General features: G+C 48.1%; 27 protein-coding genes. 22 read left to right on the forward strand and 5 right to left on the reverse strand.

Annotation, left to right across the window (positions count from 1 at the left end):
* On the reverse strand, window positions 1-864 hold the full coding sequence (locus J2Z65_RS34000) for an AraC family transcriptional regulator (RefSeq protein WP_167067428.1): 864 nt from the start codon (window positions 862-864) through the stop codon (window positions 1-3).
* A gap of 146 nt (window positions 865-1,010) precedes the next feature.
* Between J2Z65_RS34000 and J2Z65_RS34005 the strand changes: the two genes are divergently transcribed.
* From J2Z65_RS34005 to J2Z65_RS34015, 3 genes are read left to right on the forward strand one after another with little or no spacing between them, the layout of a single operon-like run.
* Window positions 1,011-1,841, forward strand: a complete 831-nt coding sequence (locus J2Z65_RS34005; RefSeq protein WP_167067425.1) for an amidohydrolase family protein — start codon at window positions 1,011-1,013, stop codon at window positions 1,839-1,841.
* A complete protein-coding gene (locus J2Z65_RS34010; protein WP_167067422.1) occupies window positions 1,838-2,782 on the forward strand; it encodes an aldo/keto reductase in 945 nt (314 codons plus the stop codon). The genes J2Z65_RS34005 and J2Z65_RS34010 overlap by 4 nt, the downstream gene beginning before the upstream one ends.
* Window positions 2,783-2,794: 12 nt before the next feature.
* A complete protein-coding gene (locus tag J2Z65_RS34015; RefSeq protein WP_167067419.1) occupies window positions 2,795-3,808 on the forward strand; it encodes a zinc-binding alcohol dehydrogenase family protein in 1,014 nt (337 codons plus the stop codon).
* A gap of 173 nt (window positions 3,809-3,981) precedes the next feature.
* On the opposite strand, the gene J2Z65_RS34020 is transcribed toward J2Z65_RS34015, so the two are convergent.
* The gene (locus J2Z65_RS34020; RefSeq protein WP_167067416.1) at window positions 3,982-4,875 is read right to left on the reverse strand and encodes a LysR family transcriptional regulator; all 894 of its coding nucleotides are present in this window, start codon (window positions 4,873-4,875) and stop codon (window positions 3,982-3,984) included.
* Window positions 4,876-4,989: 114 nt separating this feature from the next.
* Here J2Z65_RS34020 and tkt point away from each other — a divergent pair, with 114 nt between their 5' ends.
* The 3 genes from tkt (at window position 4,990) to J2Z65_RS34035 (ending at window position 8,314) form a co-directional block, all read left to right on the forward strand.
* The gene (tkt, locus tag J2Z65_RS34025; protein WP_167067413.1) at window positions 4,990-7,020 is read left to right on the forward strand and encodes a transketolase; all 2,031 of its coding nucleotides are present in this window, start codon (window positions 4,990-4,992) and stop codon (window positions 7,018-7,020) included.
* 31 nt (window positions 7,021-7,051) lie between these two features.
* Window positions 7,052-7,708, forward strand: coding sequence for a fructose-6-phosphate aldolase (gene fsa, locus J2Z65_RS34030; protein WP_167067410.1), 657 nt, complete (start codon window positions 7,052-7,054; stop codon window positions 7,706-7,708).
* Between the two features lie 114 nt (window positions 7,709-7,822).
* Window positions 7,823-8,314: a NanQ anomerase/TabA/YiaL family protein gene (locus J2Z65_RS34035; protein ID WP_167067406.1), complete on the forward strand. Its 492-nt coding sequence runs from the start codon at window positions 7,823-7,825 to the stop codon at window positions 8,312-8,314.
* A gap of 515 nt (window positions 8,315-8,829) precedes the next feature.
* Here J2Z65_RS34035 and J2Z65_RS34040 read toward each other — a convergent pair.
* Both J2Z65_RS34040 and J2Z65_RS34045 read right to left on the reverse strand, forming a co-directional pair.
* Complete coding sequence (locus J2Z65_RS34040) at window positions 8,830-10,227, reverse strand: MATE family efflux transporter (RefSeq protein WP_167067403.1); 1,398 nt, start codon at window positions 10,225-10,227, stop codon at window positions 8,830-8,832.
* Window positions 10,228-10,397: 170 nt separating this feature from the next.
* Window positions 10,398-10,682 (reverse strand): DUF3817 domain-containing protein, encoded by a 285-nt coding sequence (locus J2Z65_RS34045; protein ID WP_167067401.1) that lies wholly within the window; start codon window positions 10,680-10,682, stop codon window positions 10,398-10,400.
* Between the two features lie 175 nt (window positions 10,683-10,857).
* On the opposite strand from J2Z65_RS34045, the gene J2Z65_RS34050 reads away from it, so the two are divergent.
* The 15 genes from J2Z65_RS34050 to J2Z65_RS34120 all read left to right on the forward strand — a co-directional run bounded on the left by J2Z65_RS34050 (window position 10,858) and on the right by J2Z65_RS34120 (window position 24,448).
* The gene (locus J2Z65_RS34050) at window positions 10,858-11,238 is read left to right on the forward strand and encodes an ATPase (protein WP_167067398.1); all 381 of its coding nucleotides are present in this window, start codon (window positions 10,858-10,860) and stop codon (window positions 11,236-11,238) included.
* A 140-nt stretch (window positions 11,239-11,378) separates the two neighbouring features.
* A complete protein-coding gene (locus J2Z65_RS34055) occupies window positions 11,379-11,948 on the forward strand; it encodes a TetR/AcrR family transcriptional regulator (RefSeq protein WP_167067395.1) in 570 nt (189 codons plus the stop codon).
* Window positions 11,949-11,985: 37 nt separating this feature from the next.
* On the forward strand, window positions 11,986-13,260 hold the full coding sequence (locus tag J2Z65_RS34060; protein ID WP_167067392.1) for an HlyD family secretion protein: 1,275 nt from the start codon (window positions 11,986-11,988) through the stop codon (window positions 13,258-13,260).
* 8 nt (window positions 13,261-13,268) lie between these two features.
* A complete protein-coding gene (locus J2Z65_RS34065; protein ID WP_240160050.1) occupies window positions 13,269-14,477 on the forward strand; it encodes an ABC transporter permease in 1,209 nt (402 codons plus the stop codon).
* Window positions 14,478-14,500: 23 nt separating this feature from the next.
* Complete coding sequence (locus J2Z65_RS34070) at window positions 14,501-15,790, forward strand: TolC family protein (protein ID WP_167067389.1); 1,290 nt, start codon at window positions 14,501-14,503, stop codon at window positions 15,788-15,790.
* A 155-nt stretch (window positions 15,791-15,945) separates the two neighbouring features.
* Entirely contained in the window at window positions 15,946-16,233 is a 288-nt protein-coding gene (gene gatC / locus J2Z65_RS34075) for an Asp-tRNA(Asn)/Glu-tRNA(Gln) amidotransferase subunit GatC (RefSeq protein ID WP_127458260.1), read from the forward strand.
* Window positions 16,234-16,261: 28 nt separating this feature from the next.
* Window positions 16,262-17,719: an Asp-tRNA(Asn)/Glu-tRNA(Gln) amidotransferase subunit GatA gene (gene gatA, locus J2Z65_RS34080; RefSeq protein ID WP_167067386.1), complete on the forward strand. Its 1,458-nt coding sequence runs from the start codon at window positions 16,262-16,264 to the stop codon at window positions 17,717-17,719.
* A gap of 33 nt (window positions 17,720-17,752) precedes the next feature.
* Window positions 17,753-19,204 carry an Asp-tRNA(Asn)/Glu-tRNA(Gln) amidotransferase subunit GatB gene (gatB, locus tag J2Z65_RS34085; RefSeq protein ID WP_167067502.1) on the forward strand — a complete coding sequence of 484 codons (1,452 nt, stop codon included), beginning with the start codon at window positions 17,753-17,755 and terminating at the stop codon, window positions 19,202-19,204.
* Between the two features lie 74 nt (window positions 19,205-19,278).
* The gene (locus J2Z65_RS34090) at window positions 19,279-19,761 is read left to right on the forward strand and encodes a GNAT family N-acetyltransferase (protein WP_167067383.1); all 483 of its coding nucleotides are present in this window, start codon (window positions 19,279-19,281) and stop codon (window positions 19,759-19,761) included.
* 78 nt (window positions 19,762-19,839) lie between these two features.
* Window positions 19,840-20,547, forward strand: a complete 708-nt coding sequence (locus J2Z65_RS34095; RefSeq protein ID WP_167067380.1) for an MgtC/SapB family protein — start codon at window positions 19,840-19,842, stop codon at window positions 20,545-20,547.
* Between the two features lie 62 nt (window positions 20,548-20,609).
* Window positions 20,610-21,212 (forward strand): RNA polymerase sigma factor, encoded by a 603-nt coding sequence (locus J2Z65_RS34100; protein WP_167067377.1) that lies wholly within the window; start codon window positions 20,610-20,612, stop codon window positions 21,210-21,212.
* Entirely contained in the window at window positions 21,163-21,471 is a 309-nt protein-coding gene (locus tag J2Z65_RS34105) for a hypothetical protein (protein ID WP_167067374.1), read from the forward strand. Before J2Z65_RS34100 ends, J2Z65_RS34105 begins: the two co-directional genes overlap by 50 nt.
* A 23-nt stretch (window positions 21,472-21,494) precedes the next feature.
* Window positions 21,495-22,079, forward strand: a complete 585-nt coding sequence (locus J2Z65_RS34110; protein WP_167067372.1) for a DUF6677 family protein — start codon at window positions 21,495-21,497, stop codon at window positions 22,077-22,079.
* Between the two features lie 98 nt (window positions 22,080-22,177).
* Complete coding sequence (perR, locus tag J2Z65_RS34115; protein ID WP_167067369.1) at window positions 22,178-22,612, forward strand: peroxide-responsive transcriptional repressor PerR; 435 nt, start codon at window positions 22,178-22,180, stop codon at window positions 22,610-22,612.
* A 123-nt stretch (window positions 22,613-22,735) separates the two neighbouring features.
* A complete protein-coding gene (locus tag J2Z65_RS34120) occupies window positions 22,736-24,448 on the forward strand; it encodes a glycosyl hydrolase family 18 protein (protein WP_240160049.1) in 1,713 nt (570 codons plus the stop codon).
* 58 nt (window positions 24,449-24,506) lie between these two features.
* Here J2Z65_RS34120 and J2Z65_RS34125 read toward each other — a convergent pair whose 3' ends face one another.
* The gene (locus J2Z65_RS34125; RefSeq protein ID WP_167067366.1) at window positions 24,507-24,911 is read right to left on the reverse strand and encodes a DUF2614 family zinc ribbon-containing protein; all 405 of its coding nucleotides are present in this window, start codon (window positions 24,909-24,911) and stop codon (window positions 24,507-24,509) included.
* 123 nt (window positions 24,912-25,034) lie between these two features.
* Here J2Z65_RS34125 and J2Z65_RS34130 point away from each other — a divergent pair, with 123 nt between their 5' ends.
* Window positions 25,035-25,904 (forward strand): nucleotidyltransferase-like protein, encoded by an 870-nt coding sequence (locus tag J2Z65_RS34130; RefSeq protein ID WP_167067364.1) that lies wholly within the window; start codon window positions 25,035-25,037, stop codon window positions 25,902-25,904.
* The last annotated feature ends 394 nt before the right edge of the window (window positions 25,905-26,298 follow it).

Consider the following 26,298-nt stretch of genomic DNA (forward strand, 5'->3'; position numbering starts at 1 on the left):
TTATCTGATCGATTTCCGGGCGGCCGCAGGCGTCATGCCCAGCACTCTTTTGAACATCGCGTGGAAATGGGGTAAGCTTTCGAACCCGCATATTTCTGCGATATGTCGAATATTGACATCACTTTCGCCAAGCAGCTGCTTCGCCCGAATGATACGCTTCGTCATGATATAGGCGGTGATGTTCATGCCAATCAACTGCTTAAAGACGCGGCTGAAATGCGCCGGCGAGACGGCGGCTTGCTTGGAAAGCGTAGCGAGCCCGATGTCCTCGCAAAAATGCTGATCGATAAAGAGCAGAATCTCTCTCATCCAAACAGGACCGACAAGAGTGTCCCCCGCGGGCAGCATGGAACCGGAGCCTACATCCCGCTGTAAAAAAAGCAGCAGCTGAAGCAGCTGCAAGAAGATCGCCTGGCGGTGGCCAGGGCTCGACTGTCTGAGCTCTTGCTGGATCGACTCCAAATGGAGCTCCAGATACTGACGCTGTGGGAGCAGCAGCTCCAATTTGTAATGGCGGACCCTTGCTGCATGCTCGAAGCTCTTCAAATAGGAGAACGAGTCGCCGAGCTGCGGCGCTTGGATCATACCGGGACTAAAATATACCGCGGTAGACGTTACAGGTGTTTCCTTGTCAGGGTTGGCTCGGTGGATGGTATTTCCGGGGATAAGGAACAGATCGCCCTGCTTCATGTCGTAAAAGGTGTGATCGATGAAAAACGTACCTTTGCCGCGGTACACATAGACAATTTCATACCACTCATGAAAATGGTCAGGAAGCTCGCTTTGCGAGCTTTTTGTGTTTTTATAGGCAAACGAGAAAGGAAAGGCATCGTTCGTATCGAAAATTTTACGTACAGGATGCATACGGCATCTCCTTCACAGGTAAGAGTTCCCTAATGATATCAAAAAAACGTACAAATATGCTAGATATCGATATTTCTTATGCCGAAAATGCTGTTAAAATAAAAAGAAAGCGATAACAAAACAGGTTATAGATAAGGAGATATGCCATGCGAATCGATGCACACCAACATTATTGGAAAATTGATCGAGGTGACTATGGATGGATTGGCCCGGAGCTGCCGGTCTTGTATCGTGATTTTATGCCTAGCGATTTATGGCCTCATCTGAAGCAGCATCACTTGGATCGGACGATTGTTGTCCAAGCAGCGCAGACATTGGAAGAAACGAATTATCTCCTGTCCTTAAGCGAGAAATCAGAAACAATTGCAGGTGTTGTAGGTTGGCTTGATTTGCATGATCCTGAGTGCATGCTCCAATATAAAGAATTCAAAAAACATCCCAAGTACGTGGGCTTCAGAGTCATGATTCAAGAAATGACGGATGCAAGCCGGATACTAGAGCCTCATTTTGTTGAAGCGCTGCGATATTTTGCCGAGGAGGACGTTCCCGTTGATTTGCTTGTAAAATCTGAGCAACTAGCGCCGGTAGTTGAGCTATTGGACCAAGTTCCGAGATTGCGAGCGGTGATCGATCATATCGCGAAGCCAAAGATTGCAGATGGGGTAATTGAACCCTGGAAAAGTCAGATGACGGCTATCGCGAAGCACTCGAACGTATACTGTAAGCTTTCGGGTATGGTGACGGAAGCGAATCATACAAGCTGGGTTAAAGAAGATTTTATCGTGTACATCCAGCATGTTCTGGAAGTATTCGGAACGGAGCGGGTTCTATTCGGGAGCGATTGGCCGGTCTGCTTGTTAGCTGCTGATTATGACGAAGTCGTAGGTGTACTGACGCATGCTTTGCCGGAAACTTGGACTGAGCACGACAAAGACCGTCTATTTGGACTAAACGCGAAGGAGTTTTATAAACTATGAAATATCGTAAATTGGGCAAAACAGGACTGGACGTCTCCGTACTGAGTTTCGGCGCCTCCTCGCTGGGCTCCGTCTTCCGTGAAACCAACGAGGAAGAAAGCATCCGAACGGTTCACACAGCTGTTGATCTAGGCATTAATCTGATGGATGTGTCCCCTTATTACGGTTTAACCAAAGCTGAAACGGTATTGGGCAAAGCCATTGCCCAACTGGACAGGAGTCGCTTTATTTTGTCGACGAAGGCCGGGCGTTACGGCGATGCCGAGTTCGACTTCTCGAAGGAGCGGATTATTCGCAGCGTCGATGAAAGCTTAATACGGCTTCAAACGGATTATATCGATATTTTATATTTGCATGATATTGAATTCGCAGCTTTTGATGAGGTGGCTGAGGGGGCCTTCCCTGCACTCGATGCTTTGAAGCAATCGGGAAAAATCCGCTATTTCGGCGTATCCGGGTTACCGCTGACTGTATTTGAGAAGTCGCTGGCTGTAAAAGAGTTTGATTCTGTTTTGTCCTACTGTCACTATGCTTTGAATGACACATCCTTGCTGAATGTAGTGCCACTGTTGGAGCAGCATAGGGTTGGACTGGTGAACGCATCGCCGTTATCCATGGGACTGTTGAGCACCAGACCTGCTGCTGCCTGGCATCCGGCACCGGCTGACATTCAGCGGCTCTGCAAGGAGGCGGCGGAACACTGCGCAAGCAAAGGCGCAGATATTGCGAAGCTGGCGGTGCAATATGCAACGGCAAACGAACGAATTCCAACGACACTCGTCAGCACGGCCAGTCCGGAGAACATCAGTAAGAACATCGCATGGACCGATGAACCTATGGATACCGGGCTGCTGCAAGAGGTGCTGGATATTTTGGAACCCATTCACAACAAGTCCTGGATTAGCGGCAGACCTGAATATAACGAGAAGACCTACGTATAAGGAGGGACTAGGATGAAAGCGATCGTATGTGAACAGATTGAGCAGTTTATTTTTGCAGAAATGCAGGAGCCTACTGTAAAAGCGGGCGAAGCCATCGTTCGTATTAAAAGAGTCGGCATCTGCGGAACGGATTTACATGCTTATAAAGGGAACCAGCCATTTTTCAGCTACCCGCGTGTGCTTGGTCATGAACTCTCCGGTTATGTCGAGGAAGTTGGCGAAGAGGTTTCGGGATTGCAGGCAGGCGACCAGGTTAGTGTCGTCCCGTATATGCATTGCGGAACATGCATTGCTTGCCGTAATGGCAATACGAACTGCTGCACGGATATGAAAGTACTTGGCGTACATATTGATGGGGGAATGCGAGAGCTGGTTTCCATACCTGCCAGCCATCTCATTAAAACCGATGGGTTGACGCTGGATCAAGCAGCGATGCTGGAGCCGCTTAGCATCGGAGCTCACGCTGTGCGCAGATCGGGGCTTCGCGCTGGAGAAACTGCGCTCGTCATCGGAGCGGGGCCGATCGGATTAGGCGTCATGATCCTGGCGAAGCAGGCCGGCGCGACCGTCATCGCGATGGATATCAATGACGAGCGGTTGACATTTTGCCGCAAATGGGCAGGCGTCGATCAGACCGTGAATGCGCTGCAGCAGCCGAAGGAGCAGCTCGCTGAGCTAACGAACGGCGATATGCCCACAGTGGTCTTCGATGCGACCGGTAACGCGCGGTCCATGACGGACTCCTTCGGACTTGTCGCGCATGGCGGCAAACTTGTGTACGTTGGCCTCGTGAAGGCGGATATCACGTTCCATGATCCTGATTTTCATAAACGGGAGCTGACGCTAATGGGAAGCCGCAACGCAACAATGGAGGATTTCGACACCGTGCGTGCCGCCATGCAATCGGGGGTCATCGACATCGAAAGCTACATTACGCATCGTGCTTCTTTCGAGGACATGATCGGCGAGTTTGAGACTTGGCTGAAGCCGGAGTCGAAAGTGATTAAAGCGATCGTTTGTTTGTAATTCTTTTGATTGTACAAAGTACAATCATTTACGCCCAAATAAGCTGAAAACAGCGGACTTCAGCCAAAACATTGTACAAAGTGCAACATAGTCAAGGGTTGAGGGGAAATACAGCCATCATGATGCAAACATATTAAGACCGCCAGGCAGATGCCTAGGCGGTCTTCTTGCCTTCAGGCCGCCCCCTCGGGATTCTCCAGCTTGGCAATAAAGGCTGCGGCTGCTGTCGACAGCGGCATATTGCGTAAAGTTATAATGCCGATTTTTGTGGAGGGGATCGCAACGTCTAAGTTCACCTCAAACAAGCTTCCCTCAGCGAGCTCCCTTGCGACGAATTCCTTCGTTACGAAGGAAACGCCAAAGCCGATCTTCGCAAACTCAATCAGCAAATCTACGCTGCCCAGCTCGATTTCCGGTTCCAGCAGCAAGCCATGATCGCTGAACAGTCGTGTTACGAATTTGCGTGAGGAACTATTGCTGGAAAATAAAATGATCGGGTAGGTCAGCAGATCGGTGAGGGTTACCTTTTCCAGCGTAAGTTCCCGGTATTTTGGCCCCGTAACAAAGCAGTCTTGGATCGTGATACCTTCACGCACCTGCAGTTGGTCATCATGAATAGGGGTTCGCACGATGCCAATGTCGATTTTGCCTTCCTTCAAATGTTTCACGATTTCCGGTGTCGTACCATGCACTAAATTAATCTGTACATGAGGATACTGCTCATGAAACGCTTCCAGGAAAGGAAGAAGATAGTGCTTGCACAAGGAATCACTGCCGCCAATCTTAATCTCCCCGCTTGAGAAATTACGAAGCTCACTCAGCTTTTCCTCGGCAAGGGAAATGAAGTTGTACGCCTGCTCGATGTAGGAGTACAGCACAGAGCCTTCCTTCGTAAGCTCCACACCTTTGGACGTTCGGGCAAAAAGCTGAAGCCCCAGGCATTCCTCCAACAGCTTGATGGAATGGGAGACGCTCGGCTGTGTAATGTACAGCTCTTTGGCGGCCCTCGACAACGAACCGGACTTCGCGGTCAAGTAAAATACTTTATACAGCTCAAAATTCACCATATAGACACCTTCTATAGCGAGTATCGAAACTATCAATTATTTTAATGCACTAACTATCTTTATAATAAAGAGTATCCGCAACAAAAATCAACCAATGATGGAGGCGATCCTCTTTTGAATCAGACAACTGTTGGTATTGAAGAGTTAAGCATCAACGCAATTCGCACGCTGACGATTGACGCTGTCGAGAAAGCCGCGATGGGTCATCCCGGCATGCCGATGGGGGCAGCGCCTATGGCGTATGCCCTGTGGACACAGCATCTCAAACATAATCCTGCCGATGCCAAATGGGTGGACCGCGATCGCTTCGTGCTTTCAGCCGGACACGGCTCGATGTTGCTGTACAGCCTGCTGCACTTGAGCGGCTATGGCTTAACATTGGAAGACATCAAAGAATTTCGTCAATGGGGCAGCCTTACGCCTGGACATCCGGAATACGGTCACACAGTTGGTGTAGAAGCTACTACGGGCCCGCTTGGCCAAGGCGTGGCGATGGCTGTCGGTATGGCGATGGCTGAAGCGCATCAAGCTGCAGTTTATAATAAACCGAATTTCCCGATTGTCGATCATTACACATATGCGATTTGTGGCGATGGCGATTTGATGGAAGGTGTTTCCTCTGAAGCTGCTTCGATGGCAGGCCACTTAAAATTGGGTAAGCTAATTGTGCTTTATGATTCCAACGACATTTCACTTGACGGAGATTTGAACATGTCGTTCTCCGAGAATGTTCGGACACGGATGGAATCTTACGGCTGGCAGTACCTGCGCGTAGAGGAGCAAAACAACATCGAGGCGATTTCCGCCGCGATCGCAGCAGGTAAGGCGGACACAAGCCGTCCGACGCTGATTGAGATCAAAACAACGATCGGCTATGGTTCCCCGAACAAAGCCGGCAAAGGCGGCCACGGCGGCACGCACGGCTCGCCGCTTGGCAAAGAAGAGCTGCTCCTGACGAAGCAGGCGCTGGGCTGGCCTCTTGAGCCGGATTTCTACGTACCGGCTGAGGTTTACGAGCACTTTGCCCACTTCAAGCAATTGGGCGCAGAAGCCCAAACAAGCTGGGAGCTCCTATGGAGCGGCTACCAGCAGGCTTACCCCGAGCTCGCTCAGCAGTTCGAGCTCGCAAGCAGCGGCAAACTCCCGGCGGATTGGAACGCCGATGTGCCGCGGTTTACACCGGAGAGCGGCGCTATCTCAACGCGCACCGCATCCGGCAAAGTGCTTAACGGCCTGGCGAAGCGGGTTCCTCAGCTAGTGGGCGGCTCTGCCGACCTGGCGAGTTCCAACTTCACCATGCTTAACGACGCTGCGGCATTCAGCGCCGCGGACTACAGCGGCCGCAATTTCTGGTTCGGCGTCCGGGAATTCGCCATGGGCGCAGCGCTGAACGGCATGCTGCTGCACGGCGGACTGCGGGCCTTCGGCGGAACGTTCCTCGTGTTCAGCGATTACTTGCGCGGCGCGATCCGCTTGTCCGCGCTCATGAAACTTCCTGTTGCGTACGTGTTCACGCACGACAGCATCGCTGTCGGCGAGGATGGCCCTACGCATCAACCGATCGAGCAGATCCCGTCCCTGCGGATGATTCCGGATCTGACGCTGTTCCGTCCTGCGGACGCGAACGAAACGGCAGCGGCTTGGGAGTATGTCATGCAAGCGAAAGAAGGCCCGTTCGTCTTTGCGTTGTCCCGCCAAAATTTGCCGGTGCTGCCTGGCACGGAGGAGCTTGCTTTTGCCCATATTCACCAAGGCGCTTACGTACTGGCTGAGGCCGCTCCTGGAGCAGTGCCGGATGTACAGCTCATTGCAACAGGCTCCGAGGTCAGTTTAGCACTTGACGTGAAGAAGCAGTTGGAGCAATATGGAATTGGAGCAAATGTCATTTCCATGCCGAGCCGTGAGCTGTTTGAGCAGCAATCTTTGGACATGCAGCAGGCGATTCTTCATCCGAATGCGAAAGCAAATGTCGTCATTGAGATGGCATATCCTGCTGGATGGGAAGAGATTACGGGAGGCAAAGGCTTTGTCGTGGGCATCCGTAAGTTCGGGGCATCCGCGAAGGCAGATCGCGTAATTCGTGAATATGGTTTTACCGCAGAAGCAATCGTACAACAAATCAGACAGAAGTACTTCCAAGATTAACCCGCAAAGGGAGAAAAGGTAGGGAATCAGGATGAAATTGTTTATCGACACAGCCAATGTAGACGAAATTCGTAAAGCTCACGCGTTAGGTGTTGTTGCAGGCGTAACGACCAATCCTTCACTCATTGCCAAAGAAGGCAGAGATTTCTTTGAAACTGTGAAAGAAATCATCTCCATTGTCGGCGATGTTCCGATTAGCGCTGAAGTTGTTTCCTTGAAAGCAGATGAAATGGTCGAGCAAGGCAAAAAGCTAGCTAAACTTAGCCCGAATGTCGTCATCAAACTGCCAATGACGTTAGATGGTCTTCAAGCAACTAGCGTGTTCAGATCATTGGGAATTCCAACGAATGTCACTTTGATCTTCTCCTCGACGCAAGCTTTGCTTGCTGCGCGCGCAGGCGCAACATATGTCTCGCCGTTTATCGGACGTTTGGACGATATTAACCAAATCGGGATGAACCTGATCAAGGAAATCAGCCAAATTTTCCAAGTGCATGACATTAAATCCGAAATTATCGCTGCCAGCGTACGTCACTCCGCACACGTGATTGAAGCCGCGCTCGCAGGGTCCCATATTGCAACAGTGCCTTACAAAGTCATCGAGTCCATGAGCAAACATCCGCTTACTGACGCGGGTATTGAGAAGTTTTTGGCCGATTGGGAAGGCGCTAATCAAAAAACGTTCTAATAGCTTTCGAGTTAAGAGATTCGCTTTGTATAAAGCGGGTCTTTTTTCTCAATTTAAGCTATAGTAATTGTAGGATTGCTATTTTATTTCATCTATAAAAGGAGACAGTTTCAAATGATTATTAGCGATTTGAAGCATTTCGAACAAGAGCGTCATTTGTGGCCGCCGGCGATAGGGCGGGGAATCGATTATATTTTGAATCGCAATCTGGGCGAGGCTGAGGCTGGGAGATACGACTTGGAAGGCGATAACGGCCATTTGATGTTTGCCAATGTGCAGGAGGTTGTCACCCGTCCAGCTGAGGAACAGCTGCCGGAATCGCATGTTGTGTACACGGACATTCAGTTTCTGGTCAGCGGCGAAGAGAAGATTTGTTTCTACAAGCTGCATCCTGATGCGAAAGTGATCGATAACAAATTCGATACGCATGATATCGCTTTCTACGAAACGGATCCTGCCCAGCACGAGACAGGCATTCTTTTGAAACCAGGCATGTTCGCGGTATGCTTCCCGTCGGATATTCACCGGCCGAACTGCTCCATTACCGAGGCGAGCGCTAACAAGAAGATCGTGATTAAAGTACATAAAGATTTGCTGCAGCTTTAAAACAGGCAGCGGTGGCGAACCTGCGGTTTCAGATCAGCACTGGGGCTATCTCAGAGGTCAAGAATGACTTCAGAGATGGTCTCTTTCTGTTTGATGGCTAACAAATGTTATCCGAAAGGGAACTATGATCCGCTATTGCCAGGAAATCGAGACTTCGGCTAGTTAGAGGGAACTATGGTCCACTATTCTACGATTTGGCTCATATATAGGCCATTTTAATTGAAATAAGGCCCTGTAGTGCCCCTTGGATTCGAAATTCGCCACATTTAGCTCAAATAGCGTCCTGTAGTTCCCCCCGAACAACAGGCAACTCTAACTCTGGTAGGTCGAAGGGGCATCACCACCATCTTGTCATCTTTCATCTTGTCATCCTCGCCATCTCCGCCATCCCTGCCATCTTGTCATCTTGTCATCTAGTCGTCCTCGCCATCTCGCACCCCGGCCATCCCCACCGTCCAAACCAAAAAAGGGCCGCCTAAGTCATCAAAGATAACTTTAGGCAGCCCTTCATCTTATTAAGCCTTACCTGGAATCATTCTAGCTTCTTTCCACTTACCAAACCGATAATAGAGCAGATTCAGCGTAACCGCTACACTGAAGCTCACCGGGAAGCTCCACCAGATAACATCAAATCCATACTTGTGGGAGAGCACTGTAGCGAGAGGGATACGGACCAGCAGCAGCGCTATGAAAGCTACGAGAAGCGGGAATACCACCGACCCTGCAGAACGGACAACACCTGCCACGACGTTAAATACGCCAAAAATGATAAATGACCACAGCGTTAAATTGTTGATGTGCACGCCAAGCGCGATCGCTTTCCCTTCCGGCGGGAGGAACAGAGAGACGACCTCGCGGTTGAACATTGTCAGCGCGGCGACGATCAAGCCTGTCATTACAATGTTGACGCCGACACCTGTCCACGTAATGCGGTTTACTCTGTCCCACTTGCCGGCGCCGATGTTTTGGGCGGCCATGGAGGTGACAGCACCTCCAATCGCCATTGCAGGCATTTGCACATAGCTGGATATTTGCATCGCGATGCCGAAGGCAGCCGTTGATTCAGATCCATACGAATTCACCAGATGAACAAGCAGTAAATTGCTGACGGATACGACGACCATGTTTAACCCCATAGGGACGCCTTTTTGAATCAAGGTGCGAATGATTAGCCAATCGATGCGCAGCAGCGGAATATCTTCTTTGGTAATCCGCAGAAAATATTTTTTGCGATACAAATACATAATGAGCAGCACGAAGCTGATTAGCTGAGCTACAAAGGTGGCTACGGCTGAGCCGGCAATGCCCATTTTAGGAAAAGGACCGATCCCGTCTATCAAAATAGGATTCAGGATGACATCGAGTATCGCAGATAACAGTAAGAAATAAAAAGGCGTCTTAGCATCTCCTGAACCGCGCAATATCGCCATAATCAGGTTGAAGCCGAACATAAACGGGACACCTGCGAAAATAATCCGAGTATAGGTAACCGCAAGGTCCTTCACATCTGGCGGCGTATTCATCCAAGTTAGGATGGTGTTTGAAAACAGCAATCCAAATGCGGCGACAATAATTGAAAGAAGGAAGAAGAAGACCGTGCTGGTACCGACTACTTTTTTGGCCTCTTGCGTCTTTTTCGCGCCGAGATTTTGACCGATCAATATGACAGCCGCCATGGCGAATCCAAAGATCGAACTCATTAGAAAGAACATGATGATGTTGGCATTCGAGGTCGCCGCCAGTGCGCCTTCGCCCAGATATTTGCCGATCCACACGGCATTGATAGAGCCATTAAGCGTTTGAAGCACGTTGCCTAGCAGAATCGGTAATGAAAATAAGATTAATGTTTTGGTAATCGGGCCTTCCGTTAGTGAAGGTTTTGCTTTCGTAGGTGTGTTTCCGCTTTCACGCATTGTTACCCTCCTGATGATTCTGACTTGCCCTAATCTCTTTTTCTTATATTACTATACCAGTTCCTTACTCTATCCTAAAATTTTACGCAAAACGGGTTACCCCACAAGTCTGCTTAAACAGCTTGCAGGATAACCCTTTTTAGATGAACGAATTCATCTGAATGGATAGGTTATTTCAAAATTCGGCGCTCCAGAATGAAAGGACCAAAAGGAATGAATGCGGCGATGAAAGCCCCCAGCACGCGCCAAACGGACCAACGGTGCAGAAGTGTAACCCAAGCAATGGATAAAAGATAGAGCACGAAGAGAAACCCGTGTGCCATACCTACGAACATGACGGCTTGAGGCAGGTTAAGGGCATATTTGAGCGGCATGGCAATGCCTAGCAGAATTAGAAATGAGATTCCTTCAGCCCAACCAACATAGCGCAGCGTGTTTAGAGATCGTTTTAGCAATACGTACAGCTCCCTTAGACTTAAGATTTGTCAATTCTACCCTATTTTAAAATAGAAATATGTATGGAGTATGAACAACATGTTTCAATTGGACACAATCTAGTTTTTTTAGTAGGATAGTAGAAATAGCTTAACATAGCTTAATAATAGCTTCATAGAGGTAGGGGGAAATCAGATGCTTCGTCTTGGTGAGAGAGTCATCTTCATTGAGGATTGTTTAGAACAGAACCTGCCAATTGGCGGATATGGATATATCATTGCTTACGACCGGAATAACGATAATATTTTCGATTACGTTATTCGAGTACCTAAAGACAATAAGCACTATTACGTACCTGCTTCGGATATAGAGCTCGAGGAAGTGCTTCTCCAGCAGGAAGCGGCTCAAATCGAGAAAGAAGCGTTGATTGATTTCGCGCTTGCCACGAAGAATGAAGAGTTATTCCGAAGAGTGATGAACGGCGAGGCAAGTCCAGAGCCGGAGAAAGAACGGGACAAAGAAGTGCAGTCCAGAGAAGATTTCATTAAACAAATCGGCCTGAAGGCTTGGATTTAATCGTTCTAAATGCCAAAAACCCGCTTAAACAGCGGGTTTTTTCTTTTTTCACTGAATGACTGTTGATAAAATCGGCAAATGATGGTACATTAATATCCGAACACAAAACTATTCTAGTATTCTAGTTCTGAGGTGCGCGAATGGATGCCAAGAAAAAATTAATTATGGAATCTGCCAAAAAATCATTTTCCCTTTTCGGGTACAAAGGTACGACGATGGATCAAATCGCCAAAATTGCCGGTGTCGGCAAAGCGACGATCTATACGTTTTTTGCCAATAAAGAAGTGCTTCTGCATGAGATCATTCAGTCGTTAATCGCAGAAATGAAGGCAGGTGCGGAGAAAGCACTCACAGAAGGAACTACGCCTTTTGAGAAAATCCATAGTGCGCTGTATGAAATTCTCGTTTTCCGCAAAGAGCATGAACTGCTGATTCAATTGTCACACGAGGTGCAGCAATTTGGCAGCCCCGTTACGATCGAAGCTATGTCCAGCATTGAGTCGGAAGTGGTTCAGTTCATAGCTGAACATATTGAGCGTGCGATACATAATGGCACGATGAAAAATTGCGAGCCGAAGATAACGGCTTTTGTTCTATTTAAGCTGTACGTGGCTCTCGTGTTCGATTGGGAGAAGCAGAATGAGCCATTGACCGACGAGAAGATTTTAAAGCTGCTGCAGATGTATTTTGGTAATTTCCTAAATCAGTAAGTTCTTTAATTTTATTATTTTGTGGAGGGATTTTTTTATGCGTTTTATTCGACCAATGGTTTATTTGGCTATGGCGGTCGTGATTGGCACAAGTGCCTTTTTGTTAACGGCCAAGTCAGCTACAAGTCAAACCGATGCCGTGAATCAAGTGCATCCTACGGCTTATATTGAAACGAACGAAGTGAGCGCCAGCTTTAAGGTTGGTGGCAGAATCACCGAAATCCTCGTGAAAGAAGGAGATGAGGTGAAAAAAGGGCAGGTGCTTGCCCGTCTGCAAAGCGCCGAGATTGAAGCGAAGGTTGCGCAAGCTAAAGCAGCAGTCGCACTCGCCAAAGGCAAAATTGCCGAGGCGCAAGGCGCGACGGCTACCGCGGTAGCGAAGAAGCAGCAGGGCATCGCGGGCGTGAACGTGACGGCGGATACCGCCGAGCAGCAGGTCGCACAGGCCCAAGCTGCGGTTAACGCCGCGCAAGCCAAGGTGGATGCGCTAAAGAACGGAGCTCGCCCGGAAGAGAAAAAGCAAGCCGAGATTCAATTCCAGGCGGCTTCTGAAGTGTATACGATCGCTGAGCAGAACTTGAATCGGATGAATGCGATGCTGGAACAAGGTCTTGTCTCGCAAGCGGACGTAGACAAAGTGAAGGTCAGCTACGAAGAAGCGAAGACCAAGCGCGATCTGGCGCAGCAGCAATTGAACATGGCGAACCAAGGCCCGCGGGAGGAAGAGATTCGCGGAGCGGAAGCTTTGCTTGAGCAAGCGCAAGCGTCATTGAAACTGGCTGAAGCTAACCGTGGGACCGTACAGGTGAGACAAGGCGATGTTGCTGCGGCTGATGCCGCTGTACAGCAAGCCAAGGGTGCGATCCAATCCGCGCAGTCCGGGGAACAACAAGCACAAGCCGCGCAGCTGGAAGCAGAGACTTATCTGAGTTATACCGAGCTGCTAGCTCCAACGGACGGTGTTGTGTTGTATCAATCCGCACAAGTCGGCGAGCTTGTAGGTTCAGGGTTTCCCGTATTTTCGATGGAATCGGCAGAGAAGCGTTGGGCTAAGTTTTACTTGCCGGAAACATCGATTGCCGGACTTAAAGCAGGAAACAAAATTAACATGACAATGGTATCAACCGGCGAGAATGTCGTAGGTACCGTTACGTCAGTAGCGGCAGCGCCTGATTTTGCCACTAAGAAAGCAACCCAAACCTCTGGAGAAACGGATATCCGTTCCTTTGGGATCAAAATTGAACTGAGCACATTGCCAGACACAGCCACAACCGGCATGACCCTGCAATGGAACGGTAAAACGGAAGGATGATGAAAGACATGGATCTTCGGATTGGCAAGCTGATAACGGAAGAATGGATGCACATTCTGAAGGACCGGCGTCTTTTTCTGATCTTGTTCTTCGTTCCGATTATGTATACCGTGCTCTTCGGTTCCATTTACGTCCACCACAAAGTGACGGAGATGGCGACGGTCGTTATCGATGAAGACCAAAGTCCGCTCAGCCGTCAGATCATTCAAGCTTTTGAGCAAAGTGAATCGTTTGCGATTAAGAAGGAATATCACTCGGAAGAAGATGTGAAGCGGGCTCTTGAGACGGGTGAAGCAAAGGTTGGTCTCATTATTCCTTCCAATTTTGAAGCGAAGTTGAAGCATGGCGAAACGCTGCCGCTTCTCACGCTCATCGACGGCAGCAATATGATGATTTCGAACTCGGCGACCAAAGGCGCCAACGAAGTGATCACTACGTTCAGTATGGGGTTCTCCCAGAAAAAGCTGCAGATGCAGCAAGGACTTCAGAATGAGCAGGTCATGAACACTCTTTCGCCGATACCTTTCCGGTATCGGATCATGTATAACTCTGCTTTTAACTATAGTGATTTTATGCTGTACGGTCTTGTTGGGGCTATTTTGCAGCAAGTGTTATTCCTTGGGATTGCTTTAACGATTACAAGAGAGAAAGATGCGGGTACATGGCAGCGTTTTGAGGCTTGGAAAAGAAACCCATGGCGCATCGCGTACGCGAAGACGGCCCCTTATTTCTTAATAAATCTTTTCAACACGTCCGTCACCTTTGTCATTGCCTTATATGCCTTTAGCGTACCGATGAGAGGCAGCTTGCTTGTTGGCTTGGTGATTATTCTTACCTTTACCTTTGCGGTCAGCGGAATCGGTTATCTCATCAGCTTGTTTTCGGGCAATCAGCTCGGGGCCACGCAAACCGCCATGCTTATCGCTGTGCCGTCCTTCATGCTTTCGGGCTTCACATGGCCGTACGAGGCGATGCCTAAAGCTCTGCAGGTAGTAAGCCATATGCTGCCGCTAACGTATTTCTTGGACGGCGTGCGCAACGTGTTCGTGAAAGGAAATGACTTTTCGGTCATATATCATGATTGCCTCGCACTTATTTTGACAGGAGCACTGACGTATTTCATCGCAATGCTGTTAACGCGGTTTGTTGTTTTTTCGAAAAAGAAAGCAGCCGCTAATCAGCCTGCGCTGCCGTCAGGCACTAATCTCACTGTATAACATGAAGGAAGGAAGCGATTTTTATGAAAAAAACGCTCATAAGTCTCTCTACAGCTCTGTTACTCCTTTCCAGCTCAGCCTTTGCTTACGCGGATTCGGTTCTGGATCCCGATCAAAATGTTTACGTGAACGAGGATGTCCTGGAGACAGTATCCTCCGTTAATTTGGACTACGTGCTGGATAAAGCGTTGAAAGATTCCCATAACCTTTCTATGCTAGCGCTAAAATATGCCGCCCAAGGCAGTAAGAAGGATGATCTTGAGCAGCAAATGGAAGGCATGGGCTCGGCGTCTTTTGCGCCTGGACACTTGCCAAGCACGCCTGAGGAGGTCACCAACACAGGAAATCCGCAGCTGCCGAATCTCACAGACCCAATCGGTATTGCCTGGACAGTGATGCAAAACAATGCCATGAACCAAATGATGCAGGGCATGGGTGCCCTGGCCGGCGGCATGAACAAGATCATTTCCTCTCAACGCGCGCAAATGAACACGGCAGCGCATCAACTAGGGACCGACCAGCGCAACTCTCTGCTGCAATCCGATGAAGCGAAAGCTGGCATCCGCCTGCAAACAATCGCGCAATATGTACAGCTGCTGGGCCAGAAAAAGCAGCTTGCGTTCATGAACGAGTACGAAGGTGTGATGGAGAAGGAGCTGATCCGAGCAACCCTGCTTTCGCAGCAAGGCTTGGCCTCTTCCGAGGATGTGCTGACGGCACAGAAAGCCATCAACAAACAGAAGGACGATACCGCCATTCTGCTGAACAATTACCGCTTAGGGATTGTCCAGCTTTCGACGGACATCGGAATTTCGTATGATCCTAACTTAGTGCTTCAAGATATCGCTTCTATTTCGGTTCAGCCCATTGCAGAAACGGACACCATGACTTTATTAAAATCTTCTTATCAAATGAAATCTTCCGGCAATAACATAGACGAAGCGGTGTGGGAAACGGTGCATACTGTGACCCAGAACACTTACGGTGACACGTATTTAGGCGTTAATGTGGCGATTAACGGTCAGAAGAACGAGCAAATGCAACTCGAACTGACCAAAAAAATTCAATCTACGTATAACGATGCCAAAAATGCGTATGCCGCAGTCCTTACCGAGCAGCGAAATCTGACTGACGTTCAAGCGGATTTGCAAAAAATGAAATTCCGCTATGAGGTGGGCGTTATCTCCAAGCATGATTTGAACAAGTTTCAGTTAAAAGTGAGTCAAAATGAAACAACGCTGGCCGCAGCCAAATTGAAGTATTATGTATTAAATGAAAAAGCGAAGGCCATGGACACAGGATTCATCCAATAAGTCATTTGCCAAAACTAGCCACAGCTCCTTAGTCGCAGAGGTTCTTCGGAACCTCTGCCGCAAAGGAACTGTGGTTTTTTCTGGATTGAGTTCACTAATTATCTGGGATATAATGAAAAGAATGACTAAATGCTGATCAAAGGGGTGTAGAAAACTTGAGCATTACCAGAAAAGATGTCGATCATGTCGCGAAGTTGGCTAGACTCGATCTAAGCGAGAATGAGAAAGAGCTATTTACCGGACAGCTTAATGCCATTTTAAAATATGCGGAGCAGTTGAACGGGTTGAATACCGAAGGAATAGCTCCAACGAGCCACGCTATGCCGTTAGTGAATGTGATGCGGGAAGACGTCGTTACGCCGTCGCTGCCGATTGAGAAAGTTATGGCGAACGCTCCCGATCAGGAAGACGGGCAATTTAAAGTTCCGGCTGTTTTAGAATAGAGAACCATATGAAAGGGTGTGCCTGTCGTTGTCTTTGTTTGATCTAAACCTACAACAAATTCACGCGAAGCTTCAAGGCAAAGAGATTACGGTTGCCGATCTCGTGGATCAATCCTATACAAGAATTGGGCAAGTGGAAAGCAAGGTTCGGGCTTTTCTTACATTAGATGAAGAGAATGCGAGACAAGCTGCGGCCAAATTGGACGAGCAGCTCGCGAGCGGTAGTACGCGTGGCGACCTATTCGGTCTTCCTATCGGGATCAAAGATAACATGGTCACCGAAGGCTTGAGAACAACGTGTGCTAGTAAGTTCTTGTCTAACTACAATCCGATCTATGATGCTACCGTTGTCAGTAAGCTGAAAGACGCGCAAACAGTCACTATCGGCAAGCTGAATATGGATGAGTTTGCGATGGGCGGATCCAACGAGAACTCCGCCTTTCATCCGACCCACAATCCGTGGAACACGGATTATGTCCCTGGCGGCTCCAGCGGTGGCTCCGCTGCAGCTGTAGCGGCAGGCGAGGTGTACTTCTCGCTGGGCTCCGACACCGGCGGCTCGATTCGCCAGCCGGCGGCTTATTGCGGTATCGTCGGGCTGAAGCCGACGTACGGCCTTGTGTCCCGCTATGGTCTTGTCGCGTTCGCGTCATCGCTCGACCAAATCGGACCGCTGACGAAGAACGTCGAAGACTCCGCCTACCTGCTCCAAGCTATCGCAGGCTATGATGCGAAGGACTCCACTTCTGCGAAAGTGGACATCCCTGACTACCTCAGCGCACTGACCGGAGATGTCAAAGGTTTGCGCATCGGCGTGCCGAAAGAATACATGGGCAAAGGGATCGACCCTGCCGTGAAAGAGAAAGTGCTGGAGGCGCTCAAAGTGCTTGAAGGTTTAGGCGCTGTGTGGGAAGAAGTGTCCCTGCCTCATTCCGAATATGCGGTTGCGACTTACTACTTGCTCGCTTCCTCTGAAGCGTCTTCGAACCTCGCTCGTTTTGACGGGATTCGTTATGGCGTCCGGTCAGACAACGCCAATAACCTGCTTGACTTGTACCATTTGTCCCGCAGCGAAGGTTTTGGCCCAGAGGTCAAGCGCCGGATTATGCTCGGAACGTATGCACTAAGCTCAGGCTACTACGACGCTTACTACTTGAAAGCACAACAAGTCCGCACATTGATCAAGCAGGACTTTGATCAAGTGTTTGAGAAATTCGATATCATCATCGGGCCAACGGCGCCTACGCCTGCTTTCAAAATCGGCGAGCAAAGCAACGACCCGCTCACGATGTATCTGAACGACATCATGACCATTCCGGTCAGCTTGGCGGGGATTCCTGCGATTAGCGTACCTTGCGGATTCGTGAACGAACTTCCGGTTGGCCTGCAAGTTATCGGCAAAGCGCTGGATGAAGCTACCCTACTGCGTGTAGCTCACGCTTTCGAGCAGCATACAGATCACCACAAGCAGCGCCCGCAATTGTAGGTTCATAGTTCATGAGTAACGAAGGAGGCATTTATTTTGTCGGCAACAGATACCCAATTTGAAACGGTCGTCGGTCTTGAGGTTCACGTTGAACTTCATACCGCATCCAAAATATTTTGCGGTTGTGCAACCTCATTCGGTGCACCTCCGAATACGAATACATGTCCCGTTTGTTTAGGTCACCCGGGCGTACTGCCCGTGTTGAACCGCCAAGCGGTGGAATATGCCATGAAAGCAGCGATGGCGTTGAATTGCACAATTTCTACACACAGCAAATTTGACCGTAAAAACTATTTTTACCCGGATTCACCGGACGCCTACCAAACGTCCCAGTATGACCAGCCGATCGGTTTGAACGGATGGGTCGATATTGAAGTGAACGGCGAAACCAAACGCATTGGCGTGACTCGCGTTCACTTGGAGGAAGATGCGGGCAAGTTAACGCACGTGGACGGCGGATATGCCTCACTCGTTGACTTGAATCGCGCCGGAACGCCACTTATCGAGATCGTCTCCGAGCCTGATCTCCGTTCGCCGGAGGAAGCTCGTGCCTACCTCGAGAAGCTAAGAGCAATCATGATCTACTGCGACGTGTCTGATGTGAAAATGGAGGAAGGTTCGATGCGCTGCGATGCGAACATCTCCTTGCGTCCATTCGGACAGGAGAAGTTCGGCACAAGAGCCGAGTTGAAGAACATGAACTCGTTCCGAGGCGTTCTGAAAGGGCTTGAGTACGAAGAATTCCGCCAAGCGGACATTCTCCGCAGCGGCGGTGAAGTCGAGCAGGAAACGCGACGCTGGGACGATGGACAGGGCAAGACGCTCTCCATGCGTGGCAAAGAGGATGCGCATGATTACCGTTATTTCCCGGATCCGGACCTCGTTAGCCTGTATATCGACGATGCGTGGAAAGCAAGCGTCAAAGCTTCGATCCCTGAGCTGCCGGATGCGCGCAAAGCGAGATACAGCAGCCAGTACGGTTTGCCGAGCTATGATGCGGACGTCATCACGTCTTCTATGAAGCTGGCTAACTTTTTCGAAGAGAGTCTCAACTATACGCAGGATGCCAAAGCTGTCTCGAACTGGATCATGGGCGATCTGCTCGGGTATTTGAATGCGAACAATCTTGAGCTTGCGGATGTCAAAGTGACAGGCAAGGGCTTGGGTGAAATGATCGGCCTGATCGAAAAAGGCACGATTTCCAACAAAATCGCCAAAACGGTATTCAAAGAAATGATCGAATCCGGTAAAGACCCGCAGAAGATCGTGGAAGAGCAAGGACTCGTTCAGATTAGCGACGAGGGCGCGATTAAAGCCGTTGTCCAGCAGGTTGTTGACAATAGTCCGCAATCGGTTGCCGATTTCAAAGCCGGTAAAGAGAAGGCCGTTGGCTTCTTGGTCGGACAAGTAATGAAAGAAACCAAAGGCAAAGCAAATCCGGGACTGGTTAACAAATTAATTCTGGAGTGCTTGAACAGCAAATGATAAAGTAAAGTGGTGAACCCTTCGTGGTCACCACTTTTTATTTATATTTGACTTCGATAAAGGAGGCTTCCTGCATGTCCATAAAACCGCTTTCATTGCATACTAATGAGGAAATTTTACATCTGTTAGCGTTACAAATCGCTTCATACCGCGTGGAAGCTGATCTGATCGGCTTCGAAGACATCCCTCCGTTGAAGGATGGCATTCCGTCCATTCGCGAGGCTGAGGAAACGTTCTATGGCTACTACGTTCATGAAGAGAATGAGAATAAATTGGTTGGCGCTATTTCGTACTCCACTAAAGGCTGCGTAGTTACGATCTGCCGGATGATGGTGCATCCTAATTTTTTTCGGCGCGGGATTGCTAGAGCGCTTTTGGAACATATACTACAAGAACAAGAGAAATGTGGCGCACAGCTGTTCGTTGTATCTACCGGCACGGCGAATTTACCGGCAGTCCAGCTGTATCAAAGCTTTGATTTTACAACGAAGCGGGTATTCACCGTTCCTCCCGGCGTATCTTTAACTACTTTTGAGCGGCCGGCGGCAATCCGATAACGCTTTTTACCATAAGATCCTTTAGAGGGGTTGACGTGTTACCATACATTTCCATGCCAAAAAAGAGGTGATTTTATCGTGAGTAATCCATGGGTCATAGATCAAATTCATATCACTATACGGCTAGTATTGGCACTATTTCTTGGAGGCTTAATCGGGTTTGAACGAGAGGTGAGCTCTCATGCAGCAGGGCTTCGTACGCATATTTTGGTCTGTGTGGGGTCAGCCTTGGTGATGCTGCTTTCCATGTATGGATTTAGCGCTTTTGTGAATGAAGTCAATGTTCGTCTCGATCCCTCGCGTTTGGCTGCGCAGGTGATCAGCGGTATCGGCTTCTTAGGCGCTGGGACGATTATTTTTAACGGGAGGTCCATTACAGGACTAACGACTGCGGCTTCCCTTTGGGTTGTGGCGGGGATTGGGCTTGCCGTTGGGGCTGGCTTTTATTATCCGGCCGTTTTGGCTTGCTTCATGGTACTTATTTCCTTGTGGATTCTGAACAAAGTGGAGCATAAATTTTTTAATGGGAAAAAAATACGCATACTCAAAATTCAAGCAGCTGACCAGCCGGGGACACTCGGTCTGATCACTACCCTATTAGGCAAAGAGAAAGTGGATATTCGCAAAATTACATTGGAAGAGCAAGAGAACCAGAATAAGCCGAATCACGTTCAAATTACATTTCATGTCACGATTCCTAAGCCTTCTATTATTGTCTCCGTGCTGGAAGGAATCAATCAAATCGAGGGAGTTAGCGGTGTTACTATGGAAAAAAGTAAAAGTTGAAGGGTTCCTTCCGCGAAAAGCGTCTAAGTTTTAAGACGAAATGGAAAGGGGGAAGGCGGGGCATGGACAATTTGACGGATGAGCAGCTAATCGATCGGGTCCGTCAAGGTCATTCCGATGCTTATCGTGTATTGGTAGAGCGGCACAAAAGCTATATTTATACACTTGTATACCGAATGGTAGGGCATAAGGAAACTGCTGAAGACTTAACCCAGGATGTGTTCGTCAAGCTTTTTCGTTCCTTATCTCATTTTCGTGGGGATGCGAAGTTTACGACTTGGTTATATCGCATGACGACGAATCTCGTAACAGATTTTAGGCGTTCGCAGAAGCGCAAGCCCTATGAAGCGCTGCTTGATAAAATGAAGGGTTGGTTTACGGACAGCAGGGAACAGCCGGAGGAAATCGCTCTTTTGAAAGACGAACAGGAACGAATGCAGGGTCTCTTATCTGAGCTTCCGGACAAGTACAGATTAATCATGTATCTGTATCATTATAAGCAGCTTTCCTACCAAGAGATGTCCCAAGCCACAGGACTTCCTGTCAAAACGCTCGAAACCAGGTTGTACCGGGGAAAAGCGATGCTCAAAGAAAAATGGTTGGAGGTGAACTCGCATGAAACCCAAACAGCAGGAAGACATCCGGCTCACGCAGCGCCTAAATAAGCTGTTAGACGAGCTGCCGCTACACGAACCAAGCCCCTTGCTGACGGACCGTATCATGCGTGCCGTCCAAACAAATGAGTTCTCTGCGCCGCAAGTCAATTCGCAAGTGCACCGACGGAAAGCTTGGATCAACGGCTTCGTGGCAACCGCAGCGACAGTGCTCCTATTCCAGTTGGGAATCATTCACAAAATCATGAACATCGATATGGGGATTATTCAAATCACAACGTATATTCAACATTTATCTGGTTTATTATGACGAGAAGAACGGAGGCTTTTCACATGCATATTCCAAAAGACGGCTCACATATCCCCCCGTATTCAACGGATACTTCCTATCCAAGCTATGCGCCTTATTATCCTATTCCAAGGAAGCGCAAATGGGTTGCAGGCGTGTTATCTTTTATCGTCCCTGGAACCGGTCATTTCTATTTAGGGCTCATGCAGCGCGGCTTATTCCTGATGATGCTGCTGATTCTCGATATCTTTATCATTACCTCGCTGGCTTCTCAGGACGATACAAGCGTTCCGGCAGTCACACTATTCGCCTTGTTTATTCCTGTGATTTATTTCTACAATCTCTTCGATGCTCTTCAAATCACGGATTATGTGAACCGGCGTAATGAACTGGGCGAGTTTGCAGGCTCCTATGAGCATGAGTTTCATGACCCATTGCAGAAGCTGATCAAAGGGACCAACATGGGTGTGCTTCTCGTTGTTGCCGGTGTTCTTTTCTTTCTTCTAAGTAACAAGCCGAAGTGGGTTACTGGACTCTTTGATTTTATGGGCTCGTATTTGGGTGCCATTGTTCTTGTTCTTGGAGGTTTGGCTCTTTACGTCCTGGATTCACGGAAAAATAAGCACTAACCCGCTCACGAATCCGCTAACCATGATTGACAAAAGGGAATGACCACACGTACAATATAATGTAAGGTTTTATTGACTAACAGCGGGTGGTGTGTAACATGGCAGCACAATTAGAACAGGCATTAGCTAAATTGAAAACAACAGGTGTTCGAATGACGCCTCAACGTCATGCGATTTTATCCTATTTGCTGGACTCCATGACGCATCCGACAGCAGATGATATTTACAAGTCCCTCGAATCCAAATTTCCTAACATGAGCGTAGCGACTGTTTACAATAATCTTAAAGTTTTTATTGAATCGGGACTCGTTCGGGAACTGACTTATGGAGACAGCTCGAGTCGCTTTGATGCGGATATGACCGATCATTACCATGCGGTTTGCGAAGTATGCGGCAAGATTGCGGACTTTGAATACCCGCCTCTTCATGATATTGAGAGTACCGCTGCAGGGCAAACAGGCTTTCAAGTTGGCGGTTATCGGTTAGAGGTCTATGGTGTCTGCCCGGATTGCTCAGGGGTTACCAGGCATTGACTTTCGCAGAATTCCTCATAACCTGTATCTATGTTGTATAATGAAACGTGATCGAACCTTTTCGCGCAAACGGAAGGTGAGAGCGCGTTTTTTCTTTTTATATCGCATAAAGGAAGTGAAAACTTGCAGCAGCGCAAAAGATCGTCGAAGAAAATCCTTCTTATTTGTTCACTGTTTTTCGGTATGTTCGCCGCGGGAGCAGCAACATTTCTGTGGCAGCAGTTCGCCCCTAACCGTACAAAAGTTGATACTGAATATCATGAACTAAGCAAGCCGGTCTTTTATCAAGGGAATTATTATAAAATAAGCGCGATTGGCGAAAAAGAGGGATTGAAGCTCCCGCTTGAACTTATTCAGGAGTGGATCGACCCCTCCATCATATATGAAAAAAGCAGCGATTCCGTCATCATCACAACCAAGGATAAAGTTTTGCGGCTGAAGACGACTGAGCTTTCAGCATTGATGAACGAGAAGCCGATCAGCCTGTCTTTTCCGGTTGAGAAGAAAGAGAATGAAATTTACGTGCCTATAGAGCCGCTGCGCCAACTGTATCCTTTTGAAATCAGAGAGTCCGAGAAGTCGGGAGCCGTCCTTTTATTTAAAAAAGGAGAAGTTCTCAAGTGGGGGAAACATGCGGATTCTGAAGAAGCTCAGCTGCGCACTTTTGCCTCGATCAAAGCACCGATTGTATCCAGTATCTCCGAAGGCGAGCAAGTAATGCTGCTTGGAGAAGAGGATGATTGGTATCGTGTTCAGCAGCAGACCGGGCAAATCGGATATGTGCGTAAGTCCGACATTACGATGGATCATGAAGAAACGATTCCCGTACAAGAGCAAACATCAACCTATGTGCCATGGCAGCCTCCTGCCGGTAAATTGAATTTGACTTGGGAGCATGTCATCACCAAGAATCCCGATACGACCAAGCTTGGCGATATGCCGGGTTTGCAGGTTGTCAGCCCTACTTGGTTCTCGCTGGCTGATGGAGAAGGACGCCTTAAGAACTTAGCCGATGCGGCTTATGTCAAATGGGCGCAAACCCGCAATTTACAGGTTTGGGCATTGTTCAGCAACGGTTTTGATCCTGATGTGACCAATAAAGTGCTGTCTACTTACGATCTCCGTATGAAGGTCATTAAGCAATTGCTTGGCTTTGCGCAAACGTATAAACTGCAAGGCATCAACATTGATTTTGAAAATGTATATCTCAAAGATAAAGATAATCTCGTTCAATTTGTCCGGGAAATGACTCCTTTTATGCATGAACAAGGTTTGGCCGTATCCATTGATGTGACACCCAAGTCAAGCAACGAAATGTGGTCGGTGTTTTATGACCGTCCAGCGCTTGCCGAAGTGGTTGATTACATGATGGTGATGGCCTATGACGAATATTGGGCCACTAGTCCCAAATCGGGCTCCGTATCCTCTTTGCCGTGGACAGAACGGTCTGTGACCCAGATTCTGAATGCGGATAAGGTCCCACCTTCTAAGCTGGTCCTAGGGGTGCCATATTATACGCGTCAATGGACAGAAGAGACGAAAAACGGTAAACTGACGGCCACCTCCAAAACATTAACCATGGAAGCCGCCCAGGCCATCATCAAAGATAGAAAGCTAACCCCAACGTTTCTGCCGGATACCGGACAAAACTACGTGGAGTACAAAGATGGTGAAAAGCTTATCCGGATTTGGCTGGAGGATGAAACCTCGATGAAAGCACGGCTTGATCTCGTCAAAAAGTACAATCTGGCTGGAGTGGCCACATGGAGAAGAGGCTTTGAGCAGTCATCGATGTGGAAAGTCATTCAGGACGGTTTACAGCCTGCAGCACCATAAAACCCCAAAAAAGCCGAACCCTGCAAAGAAAAAGGGAACGGCTTTTTTTACTTTCCTCTCAATGAGGCTTATGCTCATGATCTCTGTTCGGTTCGAGCGGAACGGCATGTCCGGCGGCTGTTTCGTTCTCAGCTGTATGCTGGTATTGAGGATCAACTGTGAGTATCGTTTTGCAGAACATACAGCGATCTGTTTTTCCTAGCATTTTGGTTCTTCTTCCACACTCCGGACAATCAAGGGCAATCGCTGAGGTGGACAGCATGCCCGCCCAGAAGTAAATACCCATACTAACCAACATGGAAATCATCCCGATAATCATAAAGATGACAGCTACAATCCGACCTGCTTTTCCCCAGTCAAAAACGACCCCCGCTAAACCTATAATCATTAGCAGCATGCCGCCCATTGTTAAAGCAAGACCCCACAAGCGGAATTCATTAACTTTACTTGATCTGAAACGCACGTGATGTTCCCCCCATAATTTAGCTATCAGTTTTGTATGATTTGTCACAGAATACAGCAGGAAACTCCTCTTGTGTTGTAGAAATAAGATATAAACAATTGGAGACAGGAGCTTTGGACACCCATGGGAATTGATAAAGAGCAGTTTTTGCTTAAGTTCCGAAATGACGAGCGGATCATTAGCGTCATGGCGGTTGATAATCCTAAGCAACTTCCCTCACTGACAGATGGCTTTGATACACTTCTGCTTATCGTAACGAACGACCTGAGCCTGAACAATCATACTACTAATTATATAAGAGACGATTCTCGGATACAAGAAAGGTGGGTAGATCCCTCCTCCATTGAACAATGGATACGTCAAGGTCACAACCGAAATATCCTTCACTGGCTGCTAAAAGGGGAGATACTTCTGGATCAGAATACGTATTTAGAAGGGCTGCGCCATCGCATACTTGAATTTCCGGCTGATCTGCGTGAGCATAAGCTTCTTGTTGAGTTCTCTCTTTTTCTGCGTAAATATCTTCAAAGCAAGGAATATATCCTTGATGAGCATTTGCTCGATGCGTACAATAATATTCTAGAAGCTCTGCATCACTGGGCTCGCATTGTCATCATTGAGGATGGCTATCACCCTGAAATTACCGTATGGAGGCAGATTCGTGCGATAAATCCAGGCGTGTATAAGTTGTATGAGGAATTGACGATGAGCAAAGAGACATTAAAACAACGAGTTCAGCTGGTATTGCTGGCCTGTGAATTTTCCGTTATGTCAAAAATGGAGAGATGCTGCGAGGCGTTTATTCAGATACTCAGAGAAAATGAAAAGGCTCTAAGTTCGGATGAACTTCAACAGCATGCGCAATTAATAGAAATAAAGACAGAGCTTCCTCTATTGCTGAATAAACTCGTCAAAAAAGGCTTGATTAAAGAAGTAGCTGTTCTCATCGATGATGAAACTTCAGACATCGAGCTGAGATATACAAGCGTATAACGGTAAAACCCAGTGAGAATCAGATGCCAATCTGGTTCTTTTTTTTATTTTAAATTAATTGCTTGACTTTGAATGCGATTCTATGATAAATTAACTCTCGCCGCTAAAAACGGGCCACATGATTAAGCTAATGAAGGACAAGGGTGTAAGCGAAGTAAGAAAAAAGAAAAATAAAAAAAGCTTGCATTGATTAGCTTGGATGTGATATATTATAAAAGTCGCCGCTAAACGGACGGCCTAGAAAAAGAAAGAAATTGATCTTTGAAAACTGAACAACGAGTGAGTAAGTACAGTCGAGTAATCGACTATAAATGAGATTGCAAAATCTCGCTAGCAAGTCAATGAGTACAATTAAGCTTTTCTATTATGGAGAGTTTGATCCTGGCTCAGGACG

This window comes from Paenibacillus aceris, assembly GCF_017874035.1.
GTDB classification, from domain to species: Bacteria; Bacillota; Bacilli; order Paenibacillales; family NBRC-103111; genus Paenibacillus_E; species Paenibacillus_E aceris.

Coding starts and splice junctions, on each gene's coding strand:
- J2Z65_RS34015 (WP_167067419.1), top strand. CDS start 2,795: ATGAAAGCGATCGTATGTGAACAGATTGAGCAGTTTATTTTTGCAGAA.
- perR (WP_167067369.1), top strand. CDS start 22,178: ATGGCAGCACAATTAGAACAGGCATTAGCTAAATTGAAAACAACAGGT.
- J2Z65_RS34060 (WP_167067392.1), top strand. CDS start 11,986: ATGCGTTTTATTCGACCAATGGTTTATTTGGCTATGGCGGTCGTGATT.
- J2Z65_RS34055 (WP_167067395.1), top strand. CDS start 11,379: ATGGATGCCAAGAAAAAATTAATTATGGAATCTGCCAAAAAATCATTT.
- J2Z65_RS34100 (WP_167067377.1), top strand. CDS start 20,610: ATGGACAATTTGACGGATGAGCAGCTAATCGATCGGGTCCGTCAAGGT.
- J2Z65_RS34050 (WP_167067398.1), top strand. CDS start 10,858: ATGCTTCGTCTTGGTGAGAGAGTCATCTTCATTGAGGATTGTTTAGAA.
- J2Z65_RS34110 (WP_167067372.1), top strand. CDS start 21,495: ATGCATATTCCAAAAGACGGCTCACATATCCCCCCGTATTCAACGGAT.
- J2Z65_RS34040 (WP_167067403.1), bottom strand. CDS start 10,227: ATGCGTGAAAGCGGAAACACACCTACGAAAGCAAAACCTTCACTAACG.
- J2Z65_RS34090 (WP_167067383.1), top strand. CDS start 19,279: ATGTCCATAAAACCGCTTTCATTGCATACTAATGAGGAAATTTTACAT.
- J2Z65_RS34105 (WP_167067374.1), top strand. CDS start 21,163: ATGAAACCCAAACAGCAGGAAGACATCCGGCTCACGCAGCGCCTAAAT.
- J2Z65_RS34130 (WP_167067364.1), top strand. CDS start 25,035: ATGGGAATTGATAAAGAGCAGTTTTTGCTTAAGTTCCGAAATGACGAG.
- J2Z65_RS34010 (WP_167067422.1), top strand. CDS start 1,838: ATGAAATATCGTAAATTGGGCAAAACAGGACTGGACGTCTCCGTACTG.
- fsa (WP_167067410.1), top strand. CDS start 7,052: ATGAAATTGTTTATCGACACAGCCAATGTAGACGAAATTCGTAAAGCT.
- J2Z65_RS34000 (WP_167067428.1), bottom strand. CDS start 864: ATGCATCCTGTACGTAAAATTTTCGATACGAACGATGCCTTTCCTTTC.
- J2Z65_RS34020 (WP_167067416.1), bottom strand. CDS start 4,875: ATGGTGAATTTTGAGCTGTATAAAGTATTTTACTTGACCGCGAAGTCC.
- J2Z65_RS34035 (WP_167067406.1), top strand. CDS start 7,823: ATGATTATTAGCGATTTGAAGCATTTCGAACAAGAGCGTCATTTGTGG.
- J2Z65_RS34070 (WP_167067389.1), top strand. CDS start 14,501: ATGAAAAAAACGCTCATAAGTCTCTCTACAGCTCTGTTACTCCTTTCC.
- J2Z65_RS34065 (WP_240160050.1), top strand. CDS start 13,269: ATGGATCTTCGGATTGGCAAGCTGATAACGGAAGAATGGATGCACATT.
- J2Z65_RS34005 (WP_167067425.1), top strand. CDS start 1,011: ATGCGAATCGATGCACACCAACATTATTGGAAAATTGATCGAGGTGAC.